General features: G+C 68.8%; 12 protein-coding genes and 1 pseudogene. 6 read left to right on the plus strand and 7 right to left on the minus strand.

The genetic code is table 11. The annotated features are described in order from the left end of the window. The first annotated feature begins 21 nt into the window (after positions 1-21). Complete coding sequence (gene rfbA / locus BN3385_RS04715) at positions 22-888, plus strand: glucose-1-phosphate thymidylyltransferase RfbA (RefSeq protein WP_059015460.1); 867 nt, start codon at positions 22-24, stop codon at positions 886-888. Here rfbA and BN3385_RS04720 read toward each other — a convergent pair. Together BN3385_RS04720 and BN3385_RS04725 are read right to left on the minus strand one after the other, a co-directional pair. Then, complete coding sequence (locus BN3385_RS04720; RefSeq protein ID WP_059016396.1) at positions 839-2,089, minus strand: YibE/F family protein; 1,251 nt, start codon at positions 2,087-2,089, stop codon at positions 839-841. The genes rfbA and BN3385_RS04720 overlap by 50 nt on opposite strands. Positions 2,090-2,120: 31 nt before the next feature. Continuing rightward, entirely contained in the window at positions 2,121-3,413 is a 1,293-nt protein-coding gene (locus tag BN3385_RS04725; protein ID WP_059015461.1) for a pyridoxal phosphate-dependent aminotransferase, read from the minus strand. A 160-nt stretch (positions 3,414-3,573) separates the two neighbouring features. On the opposite strand from BN3385_RS04725, the gene BN3385_RS04730 reads away from it, so the two are divergent. Then, positions 3,574-4,011: a hypothetical protein gene (locus BN3385_RS04730; RefSeq protein ID WP_059015462.1), complete on the plus strand. Its 438-nt coding sequence runs from the start codon at positions 3,574-3,576 to the stop codon at positions 4,009-4,011. 73 nt (positions 4,012-4,084) lie between these two features. Here BN3385_RS04730 and BN3385_RS04735 read toward each other — a convergent pair. The 3 genes and pseudogenes from BN3385_RS04735 to BN3385_RS04745 all read right to left on the minus strand — a co-directional run bounded on the left by BN3385_RS04735 (position 4,085) and on the right by BN3385_RS04745 (position 11,640). Then, a pseudogene (locus BN3385_RS04735) lies at positions 4,085-6,753 on the minus strand ((Fe-S)-binding protein). Between the two features lie 386 nt (positions 6,754-7,139). Beyond that, on the minus strand, positions 7,140-9,635 hold the full coding sequence (iniR, locus tag BN3385_RS04740) for an isoniazid response ATPase/transcriptional regulator IniR (RefSeq protein ID WP_197415123.1): 2,496 nt from the start codon (positions 9,633-9,635) through the stop codon (positions 7,140-7,142). A 7-nt stretch (positions 9,636-9,642) separates the two neighbouring features. Continuing rightward, positions 9,643-11,640, minus strand: a complete 1,998-nt coding sequence (locus BN3385_RS04745; protein WP_082690281.1) for an Hsp70 family protein — start codon at positions 11,638-11,640, stop codon at positions 9,643-9,645. Between the two features lie 232 nt (positions 11,641-11,872). Between BN3385_RS04745 and BN3385_RS04750 the strand changes: the two genes are divergently transcribed. The 3 genes from BN3385_RS04750 (at position 11,873) to BN3385_RS04760 (ending at position 15,555) form a co-directional block, all read left to right on the plus strand. Further along, positions 11,873-12,409 carry an Rv0340 family IniB-related protein gene (locus tag BN3385_RS04750; protein WP_059015464.1) on the plus strand — a complete coding sequence of 179 codons (537 nt, stop codon included), beginning with the start codon at positions 11,873-11,875 and terminating at the stop codon, positions 12,407-12,409. 232 nt (positions 12,410-12,641) lie between these two features. Then, entirely contained in the window at positions 12,642-13,649 is a 1,008-nt protein-coding gene (locus BN3385_RS04755) for an IniB N-terminal domain-containing protein (protein ID WP_059015465.1), read from the plus strand. A 79-nt stretch (positions 13,650-13,728) separates the two neighbouring features. Then, positions 13,729-15,555, plus strand: coding sequence for a dynamin family protein (locus BN3385_RS04760; protein WP_059015466.1), 1,827 nt, complete (start codon positions 13,729-13,731; stop codon positions 15,553-15,555). On the opposite strand, the gene BN3385_RS04765 is transcribed toward BN3385_RS04760, so the two are convergent. After that, entirely contained in the window at positions 15,556-15,999 is a 444-nt protein-coding gene (locus tag BN3385_RS04765) for a hypothetical protein (RefSeq protein WP_059015467.1), read from the minus strand. 57 nt (positions 16,000-16,056) lie between these two features. On the opposite strand from BN3385_RS04765, the gene BN3385_RS04770 reads away from it, so the two are divergent. Beyond that, positions 16,057-17,541 carry a dynamin family protein gene (locus BN3385_RS04770; RefSeq protein ID WP_059015468.1) on the plus strand — a complete coding sequence of 495 codons (1,485 nt, stop codon included), beginning with the start codon at positions 16,057-16,059 and terminating at the stop codon, positions 17,539-17,541. Between the two features lie 6 nt (positions 17,542-17,547). On the opposite strand, the gene BN3385_RS27470 is transcribed toward BN3385_RS04770, so the two are convergent. Then, positions 17,548-18,171: a hypothetical protein gene (locus BN3385_RS27470; protein ID WP_082690282.1), complete on the minus strand. Its 624-nt coding sequence runs from the start codon at positions 18,169-18,171 to the stop codon at positions 17,548-17,550. Positions 18,172-18,185: the final 14 nt, after the last annotated feature.

Below are 18,185 nucleotides of genomic sequence, written 5' to 3' on the forward strand. Positions count from 1 at the left end.
CGCTCGTTCTAGGCTTACCGGATGCGGGGAATCATCCTGGCAGGGGGATCGGGCACTCGCATGTACCCGGTGACCACCGGAGTCAGCAAGCAACTGCTGCCGGTGTACGACAAGCCGATGATCTACTACCCGCTGTCCACGCTGCTGCTGGCGGGGATTCGCGACATCCTGGTGATCACCACGGCGTCGGACGCACCGGCCTTCCAGCGCCTCCTCGGCGACGGCTCGGCGTTCGGCGCTGCGATCAGCTACGCGGTGCAGGACCGGCCGGCGGGCCTGGCCCAGGCATTCCTGATCGGCGCCGAACACATCGGCACCGAACCGGTGGCATTGATCCTGGGCGACAACATCTTCTACGGTCCCGGCGTCGGCACCAGCCTGAGCCGGTTCAGCGACGTCGATGGTGGCGCGATCTTCGCCTACTGGGTGGCCAACCCGTCGGCCTATGGCGTCGTCGAATTCGACGCCACCGGAACCGCGGTGTCGCTAGAGGAAAAACCCGCCGCCCCGCGATCCCACTACGCGGTGCCCGGGCTGTACTTCTACGACAACGACGTCATCGACATCGCCCGCAGCCTCACGCCGTCGGCGCGTGGCGAACTGGAGATCACCGAGATCAACCAGATCTATCTCGACCAGGGCAGGCTGACCGTCGAGGTGTTGCCACGCGGAACCGCCTGGCTGGACACCGGGACGTTCGATTCCCTTTTGGACGCAGCCGATTTCGTGCGCACCATCGAAGCACGACAGGGACTGAAGATCTCCTGCCCGGAAGAGATCGCCTGGCGGATGGGTTTCATCGACGACGACCAGCTCACCGAGCGGGCGCACACCCTGCTCAAGTCAGGCTATGGCGGTTACCTGTTGGAGCTGCTGGAGCGGGGGTAGCCAGGATCGCCGCGATCCCCGTGGTCAGCGGGACCGCCAACGCCAGCACGATGCCGCCCACCGCGGAGCGGGCGATCTCGATGGCCACGCTTTCACTGGTCAGCACATCGGCCAGCGACCGGTTAGCGACGCTGAACAGCAACAGCAGCGACAGCGAGCTGCCGGCATACGCCAGCACCAGGGTGTAGACGGTGGAAGCGATGTGATCGCTGCCAATGCGCATGGCGCGCAGGAAGATCTGCCGCCGCGAACCGTGCCCCAGGTGGGCCAGCTCGAAGACAGCCGAGGCCTGGGTGATCGTCACATCGTTGAGCACACCCAGCGAGCCGATGATGAACCCGGCCAGCAGCAGACCCTGGATCGACACGTGGCCCATCGAGGCGGCCACCACATTGTTCTGGTCCTCGGACAACCCGGTGAGATGCGCCATTTCGATTGCGCCCCAGGACAACAGCGCTGAGAGCAGCATCGCGGTCAAGGTTCCGAGCAGCGCCGCGCTGGTCCGCAGACTCACCCCGTGCGCCAGGTAGAGCACCGCGTACAGGATGGCCGACGAGGCCACCAGTGCCACCGGCACCGCCGGTGAGCCGTCCCGCAGGGCGGGGAGCAGGAAGATCACCAGGACCAGGAAGGCCACCACGATCCCGACCAGTGCGCGCAATCCCCGCCAGCGGGCCACCGCGACGATCACGAGCGCGAACGCCGCGGCCAGTGCGATCAACGGCCAGGTGCGCTCGTAGTCGTAGAACCCGTAGCTGGTGGCGCCTTGCTGGTCGACCTGGCGAAAGATGCGAATATTGTCTCCGGCCAACAGGTTTGGCTGGCCCGGTCCCGGGGAGAACTCCAGCAGGGTGGTGGCGCCACGATTGGGTCCGGTGTCGATGGCGACGACGTTCTGGATGCACTGCCCGCTACCAGCCAGTCCGGGCGCCGGCGAGGCGGTGAGCACCTGGCCGGCCGATGGGCTTCCGCAGTCGGCGAGGCTGGTCGAGACCACGTGGCCGCCCTCGGTGGTGACGGCTCCGCCGGCGCTGTTCTGGAACGGCAGCGGGATGTCGACCTTGTGGTTGCTCGGCCACAGCAGGACCGCGCCGATGACCACCGCCAGGCCGATCACCGCCAGGATGATGGCCACGGTTCTGGCCGCCAGTGGGCTCAGCGGCGCGGGGCCGGTGTGTGAGTGCGAGTGCGAGTGCGTCACCCGCACAGGGTAGATGCGTCTGCCTGGACTATTACTGGCGGTAGCTGGCCAGGAAGTTGCCGAGCCGTTCGATTGCCTTGGACAGATCCCGCGCCCAGGGCAGCGTCACGATCCGCAGGTGGTCGGGCGCGGGCCAGTTGAACCCGGTGCCCTGGGTGACCAGGATCTTCTCCTGCAGCAGCAGATCCAGGACCAACTGCTCGTCGTCGTGGATGTCATGGACTTCCGGGTCGAGCCGGGGGAAGGCATACAGCGCGCCTTCGGGCTTCACGCAGGAGACACCGGGGATCTCGTTGAGTTTGGCCCAGGCCACGTCGCGCTGCTCGAGCAGCCGGCCACCGGGTAGCACGAGGTCCTCGATGCTCTGGTGTCCGCCCAGGGCGACCTGGATGGCATGCTGCGCAGGCACATTCGGGCACAGCCGCATGTTGGCGAGCAGGCTGATGCCCTCGATGAAGCTGCTGGCGTGTTCCTTGGGGCCGGTGATGATCAGCCAGCCGGAGCGGTAGCCGGCCACCCGGTAGGCCTTGGACAGGCCGTTGAAGGTCAGCGTCAGCAGATCCGGTGCCAGTGAGGCCAGGCTGATGTGTTTGGCCTCGTCGTAGAGGATCTTGTCGTAGATCTCGTCGGCCAGCAGCAGCAGCTGGTGTTTGCGGGCCAGTTCGACCATCTGCTGCAGGACTTCGCGGCTGTATACCGCGCCGGTGGGGTTGTTCGGGTTGATGACCACCAGCGCCTTGGTGCGGTCGGTGATCTTGGACTCCAGGTCGGCGATATCGGGCATCCAGCCGTTGGTCTCGTCGCACAGGTAGTGCACGGGGGTGCCCCCGGCCAGCGCGGTCGAGGCCGTCCACAGCGGATAGTCCGGGGCCGGGATGAGCACCTGGTCGCCGTTGTCGAGCAGCGCCTGCAGCGTCATGGTGATGAGCTCGGAGACGCCGTTGCCGAGGTAGACGTCGTCGATGTCGAACTTCGGGAAGCCTTCGACCAGCTCATAGCGGGTGAAAACGGCCCGGCGGGCACTGACGATGCCTTTGGAGTCCGAGTAGCCCTGGGCGTCGGGGAGCGCGGCGATGATGTCGCGCATGATGACGTCGGGCGCTTCGAACCCGAACGGGGCGGGGTTACCGATGTTGAGCTTGAGAATCCGATGACCCTCGTTCTCCAGCCGGTTCGCGTGCTCGTGGATCGGCCCGCGGATCTCGTAGAGAACGTCCTGCAGCTTGGTCGACTGCGTGAACGTGCGCTGCCGGGGGTGCTGGCTCGTGCAATGCCACGGCAGCTGATGAGTAGTCACGTCAAGAATTGTCCCATCTCGGCGCAAACCGATTAACCGCCCGTCAGGGCGCAATTTTGCTGCGCTGACGTAACCGTTCGTCATCGGTTGCGCAGCATCCCGGACACAACCGGGCATTTGGCGGCTGCCTACCGAATTCCCTGCGAAAAGGCTGCTAATTTGCTGCATCGAGCATGGAGGCGCAGAGATGAAACAACACAGCACCGTTGCATTGGCGGCGACCCTGGTCTCGGTGGCGGCCGCTGCCGTGATCCCGGTGGCGCTGAGCGCCCCGGCGAACGCCGATCCGGCACCGTTGAGTGGTACCTACGCCGTCGTCGGCGGCGCCGATGGCGCCCAGGTCAACGCGACCACCAACTGCGTCACCCTCACTGACGGCTGCACAGCCAATCTGGTCAGCACCGTCGGGTGGACCAGCGTCGCCACCTTGACCAATGGCCGCTGGAACTTCACCGTCACCAAGCCCGACGGCATCGTCTGCTCCGACGGCAGCTATGCGCCGGTCTCGATCGCCTACTCGATCGACGCCGCGACGCTGACCGGCTTTCTGACCACGGACTCCAACGGCGAGTGCCCCGGCGGGCAGATCACCCAGGCCGCCTTCCAGATGCAGAAGATCGGCTAGCACTTCCCACCCAAACTGTCGTTGTCGACACGTCGCGCGAGTGGCGGTGTCGACAACGACAGGATCGGTGGCGCTAGCGCTTCTTGCCGGGCGGGCGGGCGCCCCGTGCGATCCCCAGTCCCTTGACCTCGACGGCCGGTTCCGGCTCAGCCGCGGCTTCAGGAGCTGCCTCGGCAGCCGGAGCGGGCTCGGCGGCAGGAGCGGCCGGAGCTGCCTCGGCGGGAGCCGGCGCGGCAGGTGCTGCGGCCGGAGCTTTCTTGGCGCCGGGCCGGCGGGCGCCTGCGGCGATCCCGAGTCCCTTGACCTCGACGGCCGGAGCCTCGGCGGCAGGAGCCTCCGCCTTCGGTGCCTCGGCGGCCGGTGCCGCCTCGGCCGCCGGCGCTGCCGCTGCGGTGGCCTGAGCCGCCGGAGCCTTCTTCGCACCGGGACGCTTCGCGCCGCCCGCGATGCCGAGTCCCTTGACGGGCACTGCGGCGGGCGCCTCAGCGGCCGGAGCAGCCTCAGCAGCCGGGGCCGCTGCGCCGTTGGACGGAGCCGCAGCCTTCTTGGCACCCGGGCGCTTGGCGCCGCCCGCGATGCCCAGGCCCTTGACCGGCGCGGCCGCGGGAGCTTCTGCGGCCGGTGCCGCCGGAGCAGCCGGTGCCGCAGCCGCGGCGGGCTCGGCCGGAGCCGGGGTGGGCTCGGCGGGGCCTTGACCGGAGCGGCCGCAGCGGCCGCCTTGGCCGCGGCACCCTTCTCCGGCAGCGTGACACCGCTCAGGTCCAGCGTGCCGAGCAGCAGCTGGGCCACGTCGAGCACCTCGACCTCGTCGGCCTTCTCGCGGTCACCGACGCCGTCGGTGATCATCACGCGGCAGAACGGGCAGCCGGTGGCGATCTTCGACGGGTCCAGCGCCAGCGCCTCGTCGACGCGTTCGTGGTTGACGCGCTTGCCGATGTGCTCTTCCATCCACATCCGGGCGCCACCCGCGCCGCAGCACAGGCCGCGGTCGGCGTGCCGCGGCATCTCGGTGAGCTGCGCGCCGGAGGCACCGATGAGCTCACGCGGTGCGTCGTAGACCTTGTTGTGGCGGCCCAGGTAGCACGGGTCGTGGTAGGTGATGTTGGACCCGCCCTCGACCGGCTTGACCGGCACCAGCTTCTTGTCGCGGATCAGGCGGTTCAGCAGCTGGGTGTGGTGCACCACGGTGTAGGTGCCGCCGACCTGCGGGTATTCGCGGCCCAGCGTGTTGAAGCAGTGCGGGCAGGTGACGACGATCTTGCGGTCCACCCGCTCGACACCCTCGAACAGGTCGTTGAGGGTCTCGACGTTCTGCGCGGCCAGCTGCTGGAACAGGAACTCGTTGCCCGAACGGCGGGCCGAGTCGCCGTTGCAGGTCTCACCGTCGCCGAGCACCAGGAACTTGACCCCGGCCGCCGACAGCAGCTCGGCGACCGCCTTGGTGGTCTTCTTGGCGCGGTCCTCGTAGGCGCCGGCGCAGCCGACCCAGAACAGGTACTCGAAGCCGGCGAACGACTCGACGTCCTTGCCGTACACCGGCACGTCGAAATCGACCTCGTCGATCCAGGTGAGGCGCTCCTTGGCGTTCTGGCCCCACGGGTTGCCCTTGCTCTCCAGGTTCTTGTAGAGCACGCCGAGCTCACCGGGGAACTCGGACTCCATCATCACCTGGTAGCGGCGCATATCGACGATGTGATCGATGTGCTCGATGTCCACCGGGCACTGCTCGACGCAGGCGCCGCAGGTGGTGCAGGACCACAGCACGTCGGGGTCGATCACGCCGAGTTGCTCGGCGGTGCCGACCAGCGGGCGGGTGGCCTGTGCCGGACCGGAGCCCATGACGCGCTCGAAGCCGGACTCCGGCACGTGGTCGTGGGCGTCGTGCTTGGTCTCGACGAAACCGCCCTCGGCTGAGGCGAACTGCTCGGCCTCGTTCTCGCCGTTCGGAATCGGCTTGCCGCCGATGATGTAGGGCGCCTTGGCGAACAGGTGGTCGCGCAGGTTCATGATGACGAGCTTGGGAGACAACGGCTTTCCGGTGTTCCACGCCGGGCACTGCGACTGGCAGCGGCCGCACTCGGTACAGGTGGTGAAGTCGAGGTAACCCTTCCAGGTGAAGTCCTCGATCTTGCCGCGGCCGAGCACGGCGTCCTCGGCGGGATCCTCGAAGTTGACCGGCTCACCCTGGTACTCGACGGGCAGCAGCGGACCCAGCGCGTTGGGCAGCCGCTTGTAGGTGACGTTGATCGGGGCCAGGCCGATGTGCAGGTGCTTGGAGTGCAGCACGATCAGCAGGAAGGCCAGCATGACGCCGATGTGGCCGAGCAGCGCGATGGTCTCGATCCACTCGTTGGCCGTGTGGCCCAGCGGGGCCAGCAGCTTGGCCAGGCCGTGCGAGAAGAAGGCGCCCCAGCCGTAGGGGAAGGCGTCGCCCAGCACGTTGACCGAGGCGGCGCGGAAGATCGCGTAGGTCAGGATGACCAGGAAGATCATCAGCAGGATCAGCCAGGCACCGCCGGTGTGCGAGCCGTAGAACCGCGACGAGCGGCCGAGTTCCTTCGGCTCGGAGCGCAGCCGGATGATCGTGAACGTGATGATGCCGAGCAGCACGGCGACCGCGAAGAAGTCCTGCAGGAAGCCCAGAGCGTCCCACCGGCCGACGATCGGGATGTGGAACTCGGGGTTGAAGAGCACGCCGTAGGCCTCGAGGTACACCGTGGCCAGAATGAAGAAGCCCCACATCGTGAAGAAGTGAGCGAGGCCGGGGATGGACCACTTGAGCAGCTTCTTTTGACCGAAGACCTCGGTGAACTGGGCTTTGATCCGGTCCGGGATGTCGTCTTTGCGGCCGGCCGCGTCACCGACGGGCTGACCCGACCGGATCAGCTTGGTCAGGAACTGCACACGGCGTGCGGCAAAGACCAGCACAATGGCGGTCGCCAGCAGGCCAATTACCAGCCGGCCCCAGTCGAGAGCGGTCACGGACTGCCTCCCTAGTGTAAGTTACTCGTTAGTAACTTAGCGCAAGTTACCGGTCGGTAACTTGGCTCCATTCCAGCTCATAGTTGCATCTTCGCGATCGGCGCCGCCACAAAGGCTGCCCTAACTTCCCCAGATCGTGTCTGGGGTCACGCCTCGGGAGTCAGGATTGCCCGCAGCATCGACAACATCTCCGAACGGGATTCGGCGCCCAGCCGCCTGCGGATGCGTGCGACGTGATGTTCGACGGTTTTGGCGGAGATGAACAGCTGGGCCCCGATGTCCCGATAGGGCATGCCCATCAGAAGAAGTTCGGCGACTTCGCGCTCGCGGTCCGACAGCGGCGACGACGCCGGCCGTACCGCGCCGACGCCGGGCCCCGGTTCGGGGGTCGCGGAGTCCTCGGCGCCGTCGCCCGCCGCGACCTTGAGATCGCGGGCCACCTGCAGCATCAGGCCTGAGACCTTGGGATCGGTGGCTTGCAGAGCAGCCTGCCCGGCCAGCCGGGTGGCATCGGAGGTGAGTCCGAACTGGGCCAGGCTGTGCGCCGCGGCATTCACCTCGTCGGCGTCGACCTGATTGGCGAGCACCCGTAGCCAGGTCCGGCCCGCCCCGGCCAGCGCCTTGGCGAACGGGTTGTGGGCGGCGGCCCCGGCCAGTGCCTGCCCGTGCGGAGTGACCGCCGCCGGGTCGCTGGCCAGGATGCCCGCATGCACACCGGCCCAGTGCAGTGGCACCGACCAGGTGGACGGGTTGCCGAGTGCGGACAGGATCGCGAACGCCTGGTCGAGGGACGGCGTGAGCCGGTCCTGCTGACGCATCCGCGCCGAGGCCACCCACAGCTCACCCAGTGGCAGCAGGGAGAAGAGGTCCACCGAATACTCGGCGAGCACCTCCATGGCCGCATACCAATGCTTCTGGACTCCGCCGGTGTCACCGCCGCGCCGCGCGATCGCGGTCCGCAGGGCTGCCGCCCACAGCGCATCGCGGCGGTGCAGAGCCGAGTCGTCGATGCCGGCCAGTTCGCTGGAGGCGCCGGCGAGGTGGCCGTCCTGCATCTTGGTCCAGGCCAGCAACAGCCGATGCCGGTGCCCGTACAGCGGGTCCGGGCTATCGCGGCCGGCGCGTACCGCCCGGCTGATCACACTGCGCGCCCGCACCGGATCCCCGGCGTGCAGGGCGGCGAGGGTGACCAGGGCAGCCGGGCTGTCGGGCAGCACCTGCCCCGCGGAGTACTCGGCGGCCATCGCCTGGCCGAGCTTGGCGGCCGCCGCAGAGTAGGGCGCCGACAGGGTGGTGAGCAGACCATCTGCCAGGGTGCGGGCACCGCGCGATGCGGCGGTCGGCGGACCGGCCACCTCGGCGGCCAGCGCCGCGTTGGCCCCCTGCGCGTCGCCGACCGAGGTCAGCACGATCGCCGCGGCGGCGCTGACCACCGCGTCAGGGTAGGGGCCCAGCCAGGTGAACAGCTCAGCCGCCTGAGCGCTGTTGCCGCTGTGCGCCGCCATGCTCGCCGCGACGCGCACCGCGGCGGCCCGCTCCCGGGGGTCCGGTGAGCTGAGCAGGTCGTCGGTCTCGCCGCCGGCAGCCGCGACGTCGCCGGATCGGGCCAGTGCGTCGGCGAGCTCGGCACGCAACTCGACGGCGCCCGCGTCGACCGCCGCCCGGTACAGCCGCGCGGCCGATCCCGGATCGCTGCGCCCGGCCGCGGCCTGCCGACGGAGTACTTCGGCCAGCTGCTGATCCTGGACACCGTGTTCGGCCAGCCGCAGCGCCAACGCCGGGGACAGGGTGGACATCTCGATTTGGGTGCGCAGCAGGGCGGTTTCGAGCTCGCGATGCCGGGCGTTGCCCACCACCTGGGACACCGCGCGGTGCACCGAGCGCAGGAAGTGCGGACTGTGCGACGGCTCCACCAGGCCGGTGGCGCGGGCGCGGTCCACCAGCACCTGTGCTCGCTCGGCGGGAAGTTCCAATGCCGCAGCAAGGTCGGTGGCGCCGAGGTCATAGCTCAGTGAGCACACCAGCAAGGCGTCCAGTTCCGGTTCGCCCAGCCGTCGCAGGCGCTCGATCAGCGCGAAAAACGCCGTCTGCGCAGTCGAATTCGGCGAGGGAGGTCGCACCGAGTCGGCGACCGCCGCCACCAGGAACGGGATCCCTGCGGTGGCGACCATGATGTTGGTCACCAGGTCGGTGCGCGGCGGATGCCCGGACGGGTCGGCCAGCAGTCGCGAAACCTCAGCCGCGCCAAGCGGTCCCAGCGCGACACGGGGACGTTCGCGCTCGATGGCCGTCGTCAGCGCGCGCAGCGCATCGTCACTCTCGCGGGGCTCGGAGGCGATGATCACCGTCGAGTCCGGATCGCCGGTCAGGTCGGTGAGCCGGCCGAGTTCCTCGGCGCTGAGCAGGTGTGCGTCATCGATCACCACGACCGCATGGCGGTTCTCGGCGGCCGGGAGCCGGGTGCTGACGGGCAGACCGCCGTCGCGCAGCACCTCTCGGACCGCCGCCAGCACCGTGCTCTTGCCGGCACCGACTCCGCCGGTCACCAGTACTTTGGCCGGACCGGTCGGGGCCGCCGCCAGTGCCTCCACCATCGCCTTCGCGGCTGGTGGAAGGCTTTGCGGCGCAACCGGTTCGGCCACGTCCCGGCTAGCTCTCGGGTGCGATGACGGCGGGGATCAGTGCCTCGGTGGTCACCACCACCTGGGTGGTGGGAACCTGCGCCGTGGTGGGTGCGGCAGCCGCCGTCGTCGTGATCGGAGCGACCGTCGTCGTCGGCGGCGCCACCGTGGTGGTCGGCGGCGGGGCCTCCGTCGTGGTGGTCGTCGGCGGTTTCGTCGTCGTGGTGGTGGGCGGCTGCGTGGTCGTGGTCGTGGTGGTGGTCGTCGGCGGGGGCGGTGGGGGGGGGGGGGGGGGGGTCGTCGGCGGGGTCGTCGTGGTGGTGGTGGTGGTCGTCGTGGTTGTGGTGGTGGTCGTCGTTGTCGTCGTCGTGGTGGTCGACGGCGTCGTCGTGGTCGTGGTGGTGCTGGCCGGCTGGGTGGTGGTCGAGGCCGGGATGGTCGACACCGTGGCACTGCCGTTGTCACCGGTGACCGTAACCGTTTGCGGCGGAATGACACTCGTGGTGACGGCGTCGGCCGGTTGCTCGCCCGGTTTGGTGACGCGGGTGGTCGTGGTGGTCGGTGTGCTGTCCACACTGGTCAGAGTGATCGCCAATCCGCCGACTGCCACCGCCGCCACTGCGGCGGCCAGGCCGAACAGCAACGGCGGTCGCCGGTACCACGGCACCGGCGTGTCGACGAGCATCGTCTCCTGGTCGTCGGAGTCGAACTCGACCATCGGGCGCGCCCCGGTGGCCCCCTGGGCCTGCTGCGCGTAGTCGAAGGTGTAGTCCTCACCGGAGTAGGGCACCGGTTCGTCGCTGGCCTCGTCGTCCTGCGACCAGGCCAGTGCCCGGAACGTCGCAGACGGTGATCCGTCGGTGGCCGACTCGGTGGCGGCGGCACCCGCCGCGCCCGCTGCCCATGCCGCAGGTGCAAGACCGGTCGGGGCGTCCGCGGCCGCGACCGACATCCCGGTCGGCGCATCCGGGGCGGTGCCCCGCGCGGCGATCACCGCGGCCCCGATGGCCGGGTTGAGCCCGGCCAGTGGCGTGGTGACCACCGGCACGCGCAGTTCCTCCGACAAGCGCTGGGTGATGATCGGAATGGCGGCGCCCCCGCCCACCGTGGCCACCGCGGCCAGGTTGACGGCCGGAATCCTGTTGCGCTCCAGGGCATCTCCGAGGGCATCCAGGAAGCCGGCCAGCGGCTCGGCGATCAGGCCCTCGAGTTCGGCCCTGGTCACCCGGATCTCGGTACGCACCCCGGGAAGCTCCACCGGCACCACGGTCGCGGTCTCGGCGGACAGCCGCTCCTTGGCCTGACGGCATTCGTCGCGCAACCGGGTGAGAGCGCCCACCGCCGCGGTACTGGCCGGGTCGGCATTGGCTGCGTCGCGCACCGCGGCCAGCACCTGGGTCAGCAGGGCCTGATCAATCTGCTCACCCGAGAAGTCGGCGAACCGCACGGTCTCGCCGATGGGTGCCATGTTGGCACCCGCGTCGGCCAGGGTGATGTTCGTTCCGCTGCCGCCGAAGTCGCACAGCGCCACCACGCCCTGGCCGGGTAGGCCCGGGTCGGCCTGCAGGGAGGCCAGCGCCGCGGTGGCATCCGAGATCAGCGTCGGGGGCACCCCGCCGGGGGACAGCGCGGGACGGGCCCGCAACGCACCGCGCAGCGCACCAATGGCGCCCGGACCCCAATAGGCCGGCACCGCAATGACGATCGTCGACGGCGGCTGGCCATCGTCGACCGTGCGCGCCATGGCCTCGAGTGCTTCGGCGGCAAGCGCTTCACCGCTGTGCGCCGACCCGTCGGCGGCGACCAGGGGAACGGGATCGCCGACGCGTTCGACGAAGCCCCGCAACACCTGACCGGCCTCGGTCAGGTTGGGGCTCGTCAACTCCGGGTTCTGCGACGGGACACCGACCTCGGCAGGCCGGTTGTCCCACAACGTCAGGACCGATCGGCGGGTCACCGGCCGGCGTCCGGGGCGGGCTGCCGCCAAGTTGACCGTCCCGATCGACAACCCCAGCGAGTCGCTCAATTCGCACTTCCCTTCCGCTGCGCTCGGCGGCGGTTTTCACCATAGCGGCTGACTGCCGCCAACCCCGGCAGGAAACCCCTAATGACATCGAATCCCCTAAGGCTGCATCCCCTAACGCCGACGTCGGCGGGCTGGGTTCGGCACCGATCCCGGCGCCTGCTTTCGCCGATAGCATTCTTGGCAGCAGCTGGAATTCTGCTGTGACTATCGGCGGTAGGGGAGAAGGCGTGACATGGCAAACTCGTTGCTCGACTTTGTGATGTCGTTGGTGCGCGACCCCGATGCCGCCGCACGCTACGCCGCCGACCCGGCCGGTGCCATCGCCGACGCCCATCTGACAGATGTGACCAGCGTCGACGTCAATAACCTGATCCCGATGGTGGCCGATTCACTGTCCATGGCGGCGCCCAGCTTCGGTACCGACCCGGGTGGGGACGGCAACGTGTGGGCCAGCGGGGCTGCCACCGCCGCCTTCGACGCGTTCGACGCCGCATCGGCGCACGCACTGCCCGATGCCCACCCGCTCGACGCCGGGGTGATCCAGGATCCGGCCGCCGCCGGGCACGTCCTCGTCGCGGATACCGCCGTCGACCCGGCTCTGGCGGATCCGACGGGAATCGACCCGTCGACCCAGGTCACCGATCCGTACCTCGACCAGCCGGCCGATCCGGGCCTGACCCCCGACTGGATCACCGACGCCGGCTGGGAGCACTCACACACCGACGACTCCCACCCCGGCTCCGAGCACCAGGGCTTCGACCTCTTCTGACGACCTCTTCTGAGCCTGCGCGCGACAGCCCCACGTCCGATGACGTGGGGCTTTCGCCATTTCTGCCGGAATCCCTAGGGAGCCCCTAATCCCCTAACGAAGAGCCCTCAATGACCCCCGGTAGGGGTCGGTCGACGAGGGGTTTGCGCCCCGTTTTCGGGGCTCCGCGGCGGTCATAGCGTGTTTTTCAGATCGCCGGACAGACCGGCGAGCACGACCGAAAGGCCCGACCATGCTCACTCTGATCGACTGGATCCTCAACCTGTTCCGCGACGAGGACGCCGCCCGCGCGTTCGTCTCCGCGCCGGAACAGTCGCTGCGCGACGCCGGCCTGGCCGGTGTGAGCGCGGCCCAGGTGTCGGCGGTGGCCGCCACCGCAGTCCCGGGGCTCGTGCTCGGCGACGGCGACCCGATCGTCGGCCTGCAGCGCGCGGTGTCCAACCAGTACGGGTTCGCCCCGGCCTACGCGCCGTCGTTCCAGCCGGTGTACGCCCCCGCTCCCACCTTCGCCCCGCAGACCGACCTGGCCAGCCACAACGACACCTCGCTGCTGAGCCCTGATCAGGCCGCCGGCGCGAACGCCCAGCAGGGCGCGTTCAACCTCGGCTTCGGTGACATCACCTTCGGCAACAAGACCACGCAGACCGCCACCGACGGCGGCGTCGTGGTCGGCGGCTCCAGCGGCGGTGACATCGTCAGCGGGGACGGCGCGGTGCTCGGCAACAACAACGACGTCAACAACGGCGATGTGCTGGCCGGGACCGGCTCCAATGTTGCTGTCGGACATGGCCAGATCGACGACAACGGCACCACGGCCACCGGTGGCAGCACCGTCATCAAGGACAACGGCGGCCCGGTCTTCCACGACGTGGACGCCAGTGGCGGCAACGGTGGCGGAGCGGCCGGCGGTGACAGCCTGATCGGCATTGGTGGCGGCCGAACCTCCGGTGGCGACGCCGGTGGCGGTGGCATCACCATCATCGACGGTCACACCTCAACCAACAGCGGCAACTCGGTGATCACCCCGACGCACACCCAGACCGAGACCACCACGACGACCACGGTCAGCGAGCACACCGACAGCTCGGTGCACCCCACCACCGTGACCGAGACCTCGACACAGGACAGCTCGAGCCACGCGCTGTTCGACACCAGCCACGACACCACGCTGGTGAACAGCCAGCTCGACAACAGCAACGACCTGGCGCTGGCGTCGGGTAATCACCTGCTCGGCTTCTGAGCGCACGACGGCGGGGACCGGATGACGGTCCCCGCCGTTTTGTGCGCCTACGGTGTTGATGGCAGGAGTGGGAGGACACGTGACGCAACCAGAGGACCCGCGCAGGGTCAGGGTGATCGTCGAGCTGATCGAGCACACCAGTGCGATCGCCAATCTCAACGATCGCGGTGATCTGGCGGCTCGCCTGGCGGTGGCCAAGGAGCGGATCTGCGATCCGCAGATCCGGGTGGTCATCGCCGGCCAGCTCAAGCAGGGCAAGAGCCAGCTCCTCAACTCGCTGCTCAATGTCCCGGTGGCCCGGGTCGGCGACGACGAGACCACCGCGCTGGTCACCGTCGTCACTTACGCCGACGAGCCCACCGCCCGGCTGATCGTGTCGACCGGTGAGGGCCTGGAGCCGGAGGTCATCGACATCCCGGTCGCCGACATCCGCCATGACCTTCGCCGTGCCCCGCAAGCCGGTGGACGCGAGGTGCTGCGGGTCGAGGTCGGCGCTCCCAGCCCGTTACTCAAAGGCGGCCTGACGCTGATCGACACCCCCGGTGTCGGTGGCCACGGCCAGCCGCACCTGTCGGCCACCCTGGGTCTGCTGCCCGACGCCGACGCCATGCTGATGGTCAGCGACACCAGCCAGGAGTTCACCGAACCGGAGATGCGGTTCATCCGCCAGGCCTACGAGGTCTGCCCGGTCGCGGCCATCGTCGCCACCAAGACCGACCTGTATCCGTTCTGGCGTCAGATCGTCGAGACCAACACCGCCCATCTGCGGCGGGCCGGTCTGGACCTGCCGCTGATCCCGGTGTCCTCGGTGCTGCGCAGCCACGCCATCCAGTACAACGACAAGGAACTCAACGAGGAGTCCAACTTCCCGGCGATCGTGAAGTTCCTGTCCGAGAAGGTGCTCTCCCGGGAGAACGATCGGGTACGCGACCATGTGGTCAACGAAATCCGCTCCGCCGCCGAGCATTTGAGGCTTGCTGTCGATGCGGAGCTGGCGGCCCTGAGTGATCCGGATGAAATCGGCAGGCTGACGGCCGATCTGGAGCGCCGCAAGCAGGAGGCGCAGGACGCCCTGCAGCAGACCGCGCTGTGGCAGCAGGTGCTCAACGACGGGATCGCCGACCTGACTGCCGATGTCGACCACGATCTGCGCGCTCGGTTCCGGGCGATCACCCAGCATGCCGAGGGTGTCATCGACTCCTGCGACCCCACCCAGCAATGGGCCGAGATCGGCGCCCAGGTGGAGGACGACGTCGCCAACGCGGTCGGGGACAACTTCGTCTGGGCCTATCAGCGCGCCGAGGCGCTGGCCGCCGAGGTGGCCCGCACGTTCGTCGAAGCCGGCCTGGACGCCATCAAGATGCCCGAGGTGAGCGCGCGGGAGATGGGCGCCGAAGTCGGCAGGCTCAAGTCCCTGGCGCGGCTGGAGTCCAAACCGATTGGCAAGGGCCACAAGGTGATCACCAGCATGCGGGGCTCCTACGGCGGTGTGCTGATGTTCGGCATGCTGACCTCGGTGGCCGGCCTGGGCATGTTCAACCCGCTGTCACTGGGTGCCGGACTCCTGCTCGGGCGCAAGGCCTACAAGGAGGACATGGAGAACCGGATGATGCGGGTGCGCAATGAGGCCAAGACCAACCTGCGCCGCTTCGTCGACGACGTCCTGTTCGTGGTCACCAAGGAATCCCGCGACCGCCTCAAGAACGTCCAGCGCCAACTGCGGGACCACTATCGCGAGATCGCCAACCAGACCACCCGATCGCTCAACGAGTCACTGCAGTCCACCATCGCGGCCGCGCGCCTGGAGGAGACCGAACGCAACAACCGCATCGGCGAGCTCGAACGGCAGCTCAACATCCTCGGCCAGGTGCTCGACAACGCCGAAAAGCTGGTTCCGGCACGGTAATTACGGCTGCGGGAACAGGGTTCGAGTCTCATTGAGCCGCGGACCCGTCCGGTTGGTGCCCGGTGGATGGGTGACCCGCGTCGGGAAGCTGCCCGGGAAGGTCGGAGCCACAGCGCCCGGCGGCGGCGAGGTGGGCACCGGAAGGTCGGTCGGTGTCGTCGTGCCGGTGGTGGAGGACACCTCGCCCGGCAGCCCGATGTCGGTGGTCGACAGCCGCACCGTGGTGTAGGTGGTCGACGTCGCCGACGTGGTGGTCGCGGCGAAGTGCGGCGGCTCGGGAAGGTGCGTCCCGGGCGGCACGACAGTCTCGCTGTCGTCGCCGCTCCACTGCCCCGACATGGTGATGACGGCGTACACCAAACCGGCGATGATGCCCAGACCGAGCAGTCCCGCAGCGAAGGTGGCCGCCGAGGTGCGGTACCACGGCGTCGTCTCCGGGGCCATGGCGGCTGATACTAGCCGTCCGGCACCGCGCGCGCTGGACCGTAGACTCGACCCTCGATGAGCACCAGCGATCAGGTCCGCGCCATCCTCGCAGGCACCCGTCGCGCCTATGAGTCCGAACCCGCATACCAGCAGCGACCCGACGTGTTCGCCGAACTGGACCGCATCGCCGCCCGGCTCAACCAGCCGATTCGGATCGCGCTGGCCGGCACGTTGAAGGCCGGTAAGTCGACCCTGGTCAATGCACTCGTGGGCGAGACCATCGCGCCGACCGATGCTACCGAGGCCACCCGGATCGTCACCTGGTTCCGGCACGGCCCGGTCCCGAAGGTCACCGCCAATCACGTCGGCGGCCGCCGGACGAACGTCCCGATCGCCCGCGGTGACGGACTGACCTTCGATTTCGGTGATCTGGACCCGGTCGACATCGCCGACCTCGACGTGGAGTGGCCGGCCGCCGAACTGATCAACGCCACGATCATCGACACCCCGGGCACCTCGTCGCTGTCGCGGGACGTCTCCGAACGCACCCTGCGATTGCTGGTTCCCGAGGACGGCGTGCCGCGGGTCGATGCCGTGGTGTTCCTGCTGCGCACGCTCAACGCCGCCGACATCGCGCTGTTGCGTCAGATCGGCGAACTCGTCGGCGGCTCCACCGGCGCCCTCGGGGTGATCGGGGTGGCCTCCCGCGCCGACGAGATCGGCGCCGGCCGTCTCGACGCGATGATGTCGGCCAAGGATGTGGCCAACCGGTTCACCGAGGAACTCGACCGCACCGGCATCTGCCAGGCGGTGGTCCCGGTGTCGGGGTTGCTCGCGCTGACCGCCCGCACGCTGCGGCAGAGCGAGTTCGCCGCACTGGAGAAACTCGCCGCCGTCGAGCCCGCCGAGTTGAACAAGGCGATGCTCAGCGTCGACCGCTTCGTCCGGCCGGACATCGAGCTGCCCGTCGACGTGCCCACCCGCGCCGCACTGCTGGACCGGTTCGGCATGTTCGGCATCCGCATCTCGATCGCGGTACTGCGCTCGGGTGTCACCGATTCGGTGGCGCTGGCCGACGAACTGCTGGAGCGCAGCGGGCTGGTGGCGCTGCGCGACGTCATCGACCAGCAGTTCGCGCAGCGCTCCGAATCGCTCAAGGCGCACACAGCGCTGGTGTCGCTGCGCCGGTTCGTCGAGACCCACCCGATTCAGGCGACGCCCTACGTGATCGCGGATATCGACCCGCTGCTGGCCGACACCCACGCCTTCGAAGAACTGCGGCTGCTGAGCCAGTTACGTTCCCGGTCAACCACATTCACCGAGGACGAGATGGCATCGCTGCGCCGCATCATCGGCGGGTCGGGCACCGACCCGGCCAGCCGGCTCGGGCTGACACCCGAGGTGCCCTACGACGGTCCGCGGGCCGCGTTCGCCGCGGCCCAACGCTGGCGGCGACGGGCCGAACATCCCCTCAACGACCCGTTCACCACCCGGGCGTGCCGAGCCGCGGTGCGCAGCGCCGAGGCGTTGGTCGCCCAGTACGCCTCGCGCGGCTACTGAGCGCTACTAGCCGTTCTGGCCGGGCCGGGGTAACAGCGACGGCAGGGTGGGCAGCACCTGCTGGGTGGTGGTCACCGTCTCGGTGACGGTGGCCGTCGACACCGTGGTGCTGGTGCTCGTCGACGTGCTCGTGCTCGTGGTCGTACTGGTGCTCGTCGACGGCGTCTGGGTGGTGGTCGTGGTGGTCGGCGTCTCGGTGGTGGTCGTCGGGGTTTCCGTGCTCGTGCTCGGCGACTCGGTCACCGTCTGGGTGGTGCCACCGGGACCGGGGGCCACCGAGGCCGACGACGAGGTGTCCACCGACGAGGTCGGCGTGGTGGTCGACGTGACCGCCGGGCTGCTGGAATCACCACTGGTGAACTTCACGACGGCGTACACCAGCAACGCCAGCACCACTGCGGTGAGCACACCAAGACCGATCAGCGCCACCGGCTTTCGATGCCACGGGGTCGGCGGCTCAGGCTCGGGCACCTGCCCGTAGCCGGTCGGCTGGCCATAGCCCGGCTGGTCGTAGCCCGGCTGCTGGTAATCGCTATAGGCCTCACCGCCCGTGCCGCCGTAGTTGGCGTACTGGGTGGGGTCACTATCGGAGTAGTTGTTCGGGTCGTCGGGGTAACCGTCGCGCGCCACGGGTTCCGATAGTA

The sequence above is a fragment of the Mycobacterium sp. M26 genome, assembly GCF_001494595.1.
Lineage (GTDB): Bacteria > Actinomycetota > Actinomycetes > Mycobacteriales > Mycobacteriaceae > Mycobacterium.